Annotated in this window: 7 protein-coding genes; 6 read left to right on the top strand and 1 reads right to left on the bottom strand. The window is 65.2% G+C overall.

All coding sequences use genetic code 11. The features are described from left to right. Positions 1-311 precede the first annotated feature (311 nt). From BMY30_RS15550 to nirD, 5 genes are all read left to right on the top strand, one after another. The gene (locus BMY30_RS15550; protein ID WP_089715368.1) at positions 312-911 is read left to right on the top strand and encodes an ANTAR domain-containing response regulator; all 600 of its coding nucleotides are present in this window, start codon (positions 312-314) and stop codon (positions 909-911) included. Then, a complete protein-coding gene (locus BMY30_RS15555; protein WP_089715370.1) occupies positions 908-1,951 on the top strand; it encodes a CmpA/NrtA family ABC transporter substrate-binding protein in 1,044 nt (347 codons plus the stop codon). The genes BMY30_RS15550 and BMY30_RS15555 overlap by 4 nt, the downstream gene beginning before the upstream one ends. A gap of 231 nt (positions 1,952-2,182) precedes the next feature. Continuing rightward, positions 2,183-3,487, top strand: a complete 1,305-nt coding sequence (locus BMY30_RS15560; protein WP_089715372.1) for an NAD(P)/FAD-dependent oxidoreductase — start codon at positions 2,183-2,185, stop codon at positions 3,485-3,487. Further along, entirely contained in the window at positions 3,484-6,006 is a 2,523-nt protein-coding gene (gene nirB, locus BMY30_RS15565) for a nitrite reductase large subunit NirB (RefSeq protein WP_089715374.1), read from the top strand. Before BMY30_RS15560 ends, nirB begins: the two co-directional genes overlap by 4 nt. 12 nt (positions 6,007-6,018) lie before the next feature. Further along, positions 6,019-6,387: a nitrite reductase small subunit NirD gene (nirD, locus tag BMY30_RS15570; protein WP_089715376.1), complete on the top strand. Its 369-nt coding sequence runs from the start codon at positions 6,019-6,021 to the stop codon at positions 6,385-6,387. Between the two features lie 127 nt (positions 6,388-6,514). Here the strand turns inward: nirD and BMY30_RS15575 are convergent, their stop codons facing one another. Further along, on the bottom strand, positions 6,515-7,930 hold the full coding sequence (locus BMY30_RS15575; RefSeq protein ID WP_089715378.1) for an amidase: 1,416 nt from the start codon (positions 7,928-7,930) through the stop codon (positions 6,515-6,517). Between the two features lie 249 nt (positions 7,931-8,179). Between BMY30_RS15575 and BMY30_RS15580 the strand changes: the two genes are divergently transcribed. After that, positions 8,180-8,768, top strand: a 589-nt coding sequence (locus BMY30_RS15580; RefSeq protein ID WP_139195534.1) for a patatin-like phospholipase family protein, incomplete at its 3' end; no start/stop codon positions are given.

The following is an 8,768-nucleotide window of genomic DNA, read 5'->3' on the forward strand; positions in this document are numbered from 1 at the left end:
TTTGCCGCCGGGATGACCGCCTGGCCACCCCGGCTTGATGTTTCTACCTGAAGCAAACCATGTGCCAAGAAACGAAAATGCTTGCCATTCTTGCGGGTTAGTTTGCCCGGCGAGACAAACAGAGCCCGTCATGGGAACTCCGCTTGCACCAGTTGACATGCGCCCGATCAAGAACCCGCACCACTGCAGTGCAGCATGAAGCGATCCTGCGGTGCCGCCGCATCGTCAAGGCCGCTCACCGCGGGCAAAAGGCGGATCTGGAATGCATATTGCTTTCAGGTGTGTCAGACGCCAAACGACGAGCGATGCCAATGCCCCCACCCTTGAAGATCCTGCTGGTCGACGACGAGCTCGTGCGCGCCGCCATGGTCGAGGAGGCCCTGATCGTGGAAGGTCACGAAGTGGCCTGTCGGCTGCAAAGTCCGGCCAGTCTCAACGAGATGGTTGCCCGTCACCAACCCGACGTGGTGATCATCGACATGGAATCACCCGACCGCGACACCCTCGATAGCATGGCGCTTCTCAACCGCGAGAACCCTCGGCCAGTGGTGTTTTTCGCCGACCAGCATGACCCCGACACCATGCAGGCAGCCCTCAAGTCCGGGGTCAGCGCCTATGTGGTCGACGGCCTGGTCCCCGGCCGGGTCAAGGCGATCATCGAGGTCGCCATCGCCCGTTTCGATGCCTTTCAATCGATGCGCCAGGAGCTGGACAAGGCGCGCAACCAGCTCGCCGACCGCAAGCGCATCGAGCGCGCCAAGGGTCTGCTGATGAAACACCAGGACTGTGACGAGGAGCAGGCCTACCACATGCTGCGCAAGATCGCCATGGACCGCGGCCAGCGCATTGCCGAGGTGGCCGACAGCGTCATCGACATCCTAGAGCGCCTGGACAAGGGGTCATTGTCATGAGAGAAACCGCCACTTCGCCTGCCGCGACGCCGGAACTCGAGAGTCTGACGCTCGGCTTCATCCCTCTGGTCGATGCGGTGCTGCTGATCGTGGCCCGCGAGCAGGGGTTTTTTACCCAGCAGGGCCTGGACGTCACACTGTCTCGAGAGAACGCCTGGTCGACGCTGCGCGACAAGGTCGCTGCCGGCCTACTCGATGGCGCCCACATGCTCGCGCCCCTGCCGCTCGCCATGAGCCTGGGCATGGAACGCGCCCCCTGCGAGACCCTGGCACCCGTCACCCTCAGCCATGGCGGCAACACCCTCGTGCTCTCCTCGAGGCTGTGTGAGCAAAGCCGTGCGGCGCTGGGCGACGACCCGGCCGAAAGCGCCCGCGCCCTAGGCGAGTGGCTGGCCCGCCATACCGACGCGACGAGGCCCCGCCTGGCCATGGTCTACCCCTTCTCCTGCCAGCATTTCCTGCTGCGCGAGTGGCTGGCCCGGGGCGGGCTCGCCGCCGATCGCGACGTCGACCTGATCGCCCTGCCGCCGCCGCGCATGGTGGCCGCCCTGCGCGAGGGTCAGATCGACGGCTTCTGCGTCGGCGAACCATGGGGCAGCCTCGCCGAACACGAGGGTGTAGGCCGGCTGGTGGCCAGCGGCGCCCAGCTGTGGCCGGACCATCCCGAGAAGGTGCTGGGCGTGACCCGCTTCTGGGCACGACGCTACCCGGCCACACTCGCCGCCCTCCTGCGCGCGCTGAAAAACGCCAGCGACTGGCTCGCCGATAGGCCGGAGCACCGTCGCCAGGCTCGCGACTGGCTGGCGCTGCCGCCCTATCTGGATCGCTCGGTCAGCCATCTCGACACCCTGCCCGAGGGGCAAGGTCCCATTCGCCAGCGCCTCTACGGTGGCGACCTGCTGCGCCCCAACGTCGAGGCCATGGACCGGATCGCCGAGCCATTACGCTGCCACCTGCATGACAAGGGTCGTACGCTCGATATCCGCACCCTGCACGAATGCTACGCCCCCGTGCATTTCGATGCTGCCATGCACCATTGATGTGCGACCAAGGAAGCCGCAAAGTGAACCGCTTGCATGCCTTGGCAACATCAAGCTATTGAAAAAATAGGATAAACCTTACAAACCCGGCCTTTTGGCCGGGTTCTTGTCTCTAATAAGCAATAACGGCGATCAACGGTGATTGCCCATCCCAGACGAAGACGTCTCAGTGCTTCCCGATGCCGGGAAAGCGCAGAGGCGTCTTTTTTGTCACACCGGAGGTGCCAGATCATGCACCCAGCCCCGCACGAGACCGAACACCTGGTGATCATCGGTAACGGCATGGCCGGCCACCGGCTGGTCGAGGCCTTGCTCAAGCGCTCAGACCATCCGGCGCGGATCACCGTGATCGGCGATGAATCGGCCGCCGCCTACAACCGCATCCTGCTCTCGCCCTGGCTGGCCGGCGAGATGGAACGCGACGCCCTCACTCTGCGCGAGGCCGCCTGGTACGCCGATCACGGCATCGAGCTGGTGCTCGGCGAACGGGTCACGTCGATCGGACGCGCGGAGCGCCGGCTGACCACCGATGCCGGTCGCACCTTCGATTACCACCGCCTGGTGCTAGCCACCGGCTCGCGGCCGACCATGCCGGATGTCCCGGGTATCGAGCTTCGCGGCGTCCACGGCTTTCGTGACCTCGAGGATGTCGCAACCCTGACCGAGGCCGCCGAGCAGGGAGGGCACGCCGTGGTCATCGGTGGCGGTCTTCTCGGGCTGGAGGCGGCCGAGGGGTTGCGTAAAACCGGTCAGAGCAAGGGACCCAGCCTGGACGTCAGCCTGCTGCAACGCTCGAGCCGACTGATGAACCGACAACTCGATGCCACCGCCGCCGGCCTGCTGGAGGCCGAGCTCGTCAGCCGCGGCCTCAGGATCCATACCGAAGCTCGCCTCGCCGCCCTGGAGGGGAACGAAGCGGGTCGGGTGGTCGCCGTGCATCTGGAGGATGGCCGGCGCCTGGCCGCCGACTGCGTGGTGGTGGCGGCGGGTATCACCCCCAATGCCGAGCTGGGCCAGCGTGCCGGACTCGACGTCGACCGGGCCATCGTCGTCGACGACACCCTGACCACCTCCGATGCCTCGATCCATGCCCTCGGCGAGTGCTGCCAGTTCGAGGGCACCACCTACGGGCTCGTGGAGCCGATCTGGCGCCAGGTCGAGGTACTGGCCGCCGTCCTGTGCGGTGACGACGTGGCCGGTTTTCGCGAGCAACCCAGCGCCACCAAGCTCAAGATCAGCGGCATCTCGCTGTTTGCCTTCGGCCCCATCGAGGCCGACCCCGACCATGATGTGCTCGCCTATCACGACCCCGAACAGGGCGACTACCGCCGTCTACTGCTGCGCGCTGGACGCCTCGAGGGCGCCATCCTTTACGGCGACACCGACATGGGCCCCTGGCTGTTCACCCAGGCCCAGGCGGGTAGCGACCTTACCGCCTGTCGCCAGGCGCTGCTGCTCGGCTCGGCCGATGCCAACGCCCTGCTCGAAGCCAACGATTCCGACCCCGCACAACGCCCCGTCAAGGAGGCCGCATGAACAACAAAGTACAACGACTCATCATCATCGGTAACGGCATGGTCGGCCATCACCTGGTCGAGCAGCTCATCGAACGCGGTGCCACGGCGCACTACGCCATCACCGTCTTCGGCGAGGAGCGTCACCGCGCCTACGACCGGGTCCACCTCTCCGAGTACTTTACCGGCCGCAATGCCGACTCCCTGGCCCTCTCAACCGCTGACCACTATGCCGAGCACGGTATCGTGTTGCGCCTGCACGAATCGGTGACCGCCATCGACCGCGATGTCGGCAAAGTGATCACCGAGGCCGGCCACTATCCCTATGACCGCCTGGTACTGGCCACCGGCTCCTACCCCTTCGTACCACCCATGCCCGGCAGCGATCGTGACGGCTGCCTGGTCTACCGCACACTGGACGACCTGGATGCCATTCGCTCCGCCGCCGAGAGCGCCTCCACCGGCGTGGTGGTGGGCGGCGGCCTGCTGGGGCTGGAGGCGGCCAATGCCCTGCGCGGCCTGAACCTCGACACCGCCGTGGTGGAATTCGCGCCGCGCCTGATGCCCATGCAGGTCGATAGCGAGGGCGGCGAGCTGCTGCGCGAGAAAATCGAGGCACTGGGTGTGCAAGTGCACACCGACCGGGCCACCCAGCGCATCGAGGACGGCGTCGATGCCGCCCACCGCATGGTCTTCCAGGACGACAAGGTACTGGAGGCCGACCTGATCGTGTTCTCCGCCGGCATCCGCCCCCGCGACGAACTGGCCCGGGACAGCGCCCTGGAGATGGGCGAACGCGGTGGCGTGGTGATCGACGACCGCTGTCTGACCAGCGACCCGGCGATACTGGCCGTGGGTGAGGTGGCGCTGTGGAACAACAGCATCTTCGGCCTGGTCGCCCCCGGCTACCAGATGGCCAAGGTGGCCGCGGACACCTTGCTCGGCCCTTTTGATCACATTCAGGGCGAGAGTTTCCGCGGTGCCGACATGAGCACCAAGCTCAAGCTGCTGGGTGTCGACGTGGGCGCCATCGGCGATGCCCACGGCAACCAGACACCCGGGGCCCGGGTGTTCCGCTACCTCGACCAGATCAAGCAGCAATACCGCAAGCTGGTGGTCTCCGGCGACGGCAAGCGACTGGTCGGCGCCATGCTGGTAGGCGACAACGGTGTCTACGACACCCTGCTGCAGTACTACAGCAATGGCCTGGACCTTCCCGAGGACCCGGCCTCGCTGATCTTGCCCAGCAGTGAAGGCGCCCCGACACTGGGGCCGGATGCGCTGCCGGAGACGGCGACCATCTGCTCCTGCCACAACGTCAGCAAGGGCGATGTCTGTGCGACCCTAGATGCCGGCGCCAGCGACCTGGCGACCGTCAAGGACGAGACAAGGGCCAGCACCGGCTGCGGCGGCTGCGCGGCCCTGCTCAAGAGCGTGGTGGAACATGAGCTGGAGAGTCGCGGCGTGGAGGTCGACCGCTCGATCTGCGAGCACTTCGCCCACACCCGCCAGGAGCTCTACGACATCGTGCGTATCGAAGGCATCAAGACCTTCGGCGAGCTGATCGGCAAGCACGGCGCTTCATCAAGCCGGAGCCTTGGCTGTGACATCTGCAAGCCGGCAGTGGCCTCGATACTCGCCTCCTGCTTCAACGAGCCGATCACCGATGCCGCGCATATCCCGCTGCAGGACACCAACGACACCTTCATGGCCAACATGCAGAAGAACGGCACCTATTCGGTGGTCCCCAGGGTGCCCGGTGGCGAGATCACCCCGGGCAAGCTGATGGTACTGGGCCGGGTGGCCGAGACCTACGGTCTTTACACCAAGGTCACCGGTGGCCAGCGCATCGATCTGTTCGGCGCCCGCCTGGAGGATCTCCCGGATATCTGGAGCGAGCTGCTCGATGCCGGCTTCGAGACCGGCCACGCCTACGCCAAGTCGCTGCGCACGGTGAAGTCCTGCGTGGGCAGCACCTGGTGTCGTTACGGCGTGCAGGACAGCGTGGGCATGGCGATCCGGCTGGAGAATCGCTACAAGGGCCTGCGCTCGCCCCACAAGCTCAAGTTCGGTGTCTCCGGCTGCACCCGGGAGTGTGCCGAGGCCCAGGGCAAGGACATCGGCGTCATCGCCACCGAGAACGGCTGGAACCTCTATGTCTGCGGCAACGGCGGCATGCGACCGCGCCATGCCGAACTCTTCGCCACCGACCTCGACGACGACCGGCTGATCCAGCTTATCGACCGCTTCCTGATGTTCTACGTGCGCACCGCCGACCGGCTGCAGCGCACCTCGGTGTGGCGCGAGAACCTCGAGGGCGGCCTGGACTATCTCAAGGAGGTGATCGTCGACGACAGCCTGGGGATAGGCCAGGAGCTGGAGCGCCAGATGCAGACGGTGATCGACACCTACCGGTGCGAGTGGGCCGATGCCATCGACGACCCGGAGAAGCTCAAGCGCTTCCGCAGCTTCGTCAACGACGCCCGCCCGGATCCGGACATCATCGTGACCGAGGAGCGCGGCCAGCTTCGTCCCGCCTAAAGGAGTTTTCCCATGACCACTGCAGCAGCCAAGACCATGACCCAGGCCTGGCAAGCCCTTTGCCACCGTGACGACCTCGTGCCTTTCTCCGGCGTCGCCGCCTGGATCGAGACCGAAGAAGGCCCAGCCCAGTTGGCCATCTTCTACTTACCAGGCCATGAGACAGAACTCTATGCCCTCGATCACCATGATCCCTTCGCTAACGCCAACGTCATCGCCCGCGGCATTGTCGGCGACCTCAAGGGCGAGCCGGTGGTGGCCTCACCAATCCACAAGCAGCACTTCCGCCTCGCCGACGGCCAATGCCTGGAAGACGATAGCATCAAGCTGCGCACCTGGCCGATCGGCTTCGATGGCGATCAGGTGATGATTCAGGCCTGAAGACCTGGCGTAGAGCGACGATGGATGACCGCTATCCCGTCGATGCCATGCTTTGCGGCATCTTCATGATTCGAAAGCGCCTGCCCGGTCACGCCTCGCATGCCCGAAAACGGCTGAATGTCGGCCCTCAGGCTTGTCGGGGTTCATCCGGCATGGCAGGAAAGCGTGGGGGATATGCCTCCATGAAGGCATGGCAGGCACGCAGCACACGGACATCGTCGTACTTGCCTCCCGCCAGCTGGAAGCCCACCGGCAAGCCGGCATCGGTGAAGCCACAGGGTACCGAGGCCGCGGGTTGCTGGCTCAGGTTGAAGGGATAGGAAAATGGCGCCCATTCTTCCCAGTGCTTCATGCCGCTTCCGGAGGGGACTTCCCGGTTGACCTCGAATGGCGGAATGGAGACGGTCGGCGTCATCAACAGGTGGTACTCCTGATTGAAATGCTCGAGTCGCTCGGTCAGTCGTGCCCGCTCCCCCAGCGCACGAAACAGGTCCACGGCGCGCCAGCACTCGGCCTCACGCGCATCGGCCACCAGACCGGGATCCAGCATGTCGCGAAGTCGATCATCGAGCTGTGACCACTGCTCCAGCGAAGCCGTGAACCAGAGCTTCTTGAAGATATCCAGGGGGGACTCGAAGCCGGGATGGATTTCCACCACCTCGGCGCCCAACGCTTGCAGCTTTCGCGCGGCCTCTGCCACCCGGTCGGCAACATGCCGATCTACCTGGGCATACCCCAGGTCGGGCGAATAGGCGATGCGCAGGCCCTGCAGTCCCCGGCATACGTCCTGTCCCCAGTCATCCGGCTGCCCCCGCGTGGCATAGGGGTCCCGGTAGTCGTAACGACCCATGACGTTGAGCATGCTGACAGCGTCGCGCACATTGCGGGTCAGGGGGCCCAGGTGCGAGAGGGTCGGCTCCTTGGCCGGCGGCCATTGTGGCGTCCAACCGAAAGAGGGCTTGAAGCCGAAGACACCGGTGAAGGCCGCTGGAATCCGGATCGAACCACCGGAGTCACCGCCCTGATGGAGCACCCCCATATTGAGGGCAGCGGCAACGGCAGCACCGCCGGATGAGCCCCCAGGCGTCAAGCGTGTATCCCAGGGGTTGGTAGTCGCGCCGAACACCCGATTGTCGGTCACCGCTTTCCAGCCGAATTCAGGTGTGTTGGTCTTGCCCAGGATGACGGCACCCGCTTGCCGCAGCATCCGGGCAGGCGGCGCGTCATGTTCACAGAGCGTGTCCGGTCTGGTCAACGATCCCTCGCGACACGGCATACCGGCAACCTCGGTCAGATCCTTCAGCGACACCGGCACGCCATCGATCGGGCTCAGCGGATTACCCTGGCCCCAGCGCCGCGCCGAGGCCTTGGCGGCCGACTCTGCGCCCTCGTGGTCCACGTGGACGTAGGCATTCACCGTGTCGTTGAAGCGGTCGATGCGTTCGAGAGCGACCCGCGTGGCGTCCAGCGGCGAGGCTTCACGCGACCGGAAGAGCGCCTGCAGGCTTTGCGCATCCATCATGCCCAGATCAGACTCGCTCATGCTGATATTCCCCCGCTGGTCGCCCCGATAATGATGGATCCACCTTAGATTAGACCGATCACATGTTCCAACGCAGCGACCGCGGCTTCCCTTGCTGTCTCCGCAATCGACGTACTCCCCTAGGCCAGCGGAGTATTCTGAACGCCATGCTCCTGCCAAGGTGATGGTCGTCATTCGGCTCGGCCGGTATGCTGGAATCGATGCACTGCAGCGGCGGCCTGGCCAGGCCGCCTAGGCCAAGGAGCAAAGATGAGCGAGAGAAGACGGATCGACCTGGCGCTCCAGGGTGGCGGTGCCCATGGCGCCTTCACCTGGGGCGTGATGGATCGCCTGCTCGAGGACGAGCGCATCGAGATCGAGGGCATCAGCGGCACCAGTGCCGGCGCCATGAACGGTGTGGTAATGGCCGATGCCCTGACCCGTGGTGACGAGTCCACCGCTCGCGTGGCCCTGCGTGATTTCTGGCGGGCCGTCAGCCGAGCCGGCATGGCGAGCCCCGTGCGCCGTACCCCGCTGGACATGCTGATCGGCAACTGGAGTCTCGACCACTCCCCGGGCTACATCACCCTGGACCTGATGAGCCGACTGGTCTCGCCCTACCAGTTAAATCCCTTCAACTTCAACCCGCTTCGGAAGATCGTCGCCGAACAGGTCGACTTCGAGCGGGTCCGTGCCTGCGAGAACCTCAAGCTCTTCGTCACCGCCACCAACGTGCGCAGTGGCAAGCAGCGAATCTTCTCCCGCGAGGAGATGAGCCTGGATGCGGTGATGGCCTCGGCCTGTCTGCCCACGGTCTTCCAGGCGGTGGAGATCGACGGCGAGGCCTACTGGGACGGCG

Origin of the sequence: Halomonas daqiaonensis, from assembly GCF_900109725.1 — a bacterium.
GTDB classification, from domain to species: Bacteria; Pseudomonadota; Gammaproteobacteria; order Pseudomonadales; family Halomonadaceae; genus Halomonas; species Halomonas daqiaonensis.

What these genes read in the sequence shown, in the direction of transcription:
- BMY30_RS15550 (WP_089715368.1), top strand. Translation starts at nt 312, where the DNA reads ATGCCCCCACCCTTGAAGATCCTGCTGGTCGACGACGAGCTCGTGCGC.
- BMY30_RS15555 (WP_089715370.1), top strand. Translation starts at nt 908, where the DNA reads ATGAGAGAAACCGCCACTTCGCCTGCCGCGACGCCGGAACTCGAGAGT.
- BMY30_RS15560 (WP_089715372.1), top strand. Translation starts at nt 2,183, where the DNA reads ATGCACCCAGCCCCGCACGAGACCGAACACCTGGTGATCATCGGTAAC.
- nirB (WP_089715374.1), top strand. Translation starts at nt 3,484, where the DNA reads ATGAACAACAAAGTACAACGACTCATCATCATCGGTAACGGCATGGTC.
- nirD (WP_089715376.1), top strand. Translation starts at nt 6,019, where the DNA reads ATGACCACTGCAGCAGCCAAGACCATGACCCAGGCCTGGCAAGCCCTT.
- BMY30_RS15575 (WP_089715378.1), bottom strand. Translation starts at nt 7,930, where the DNA reads ATGAGCGAGTCTGATCTGGGCATGATGGATGCGCAAAGCCTGCAGGCG.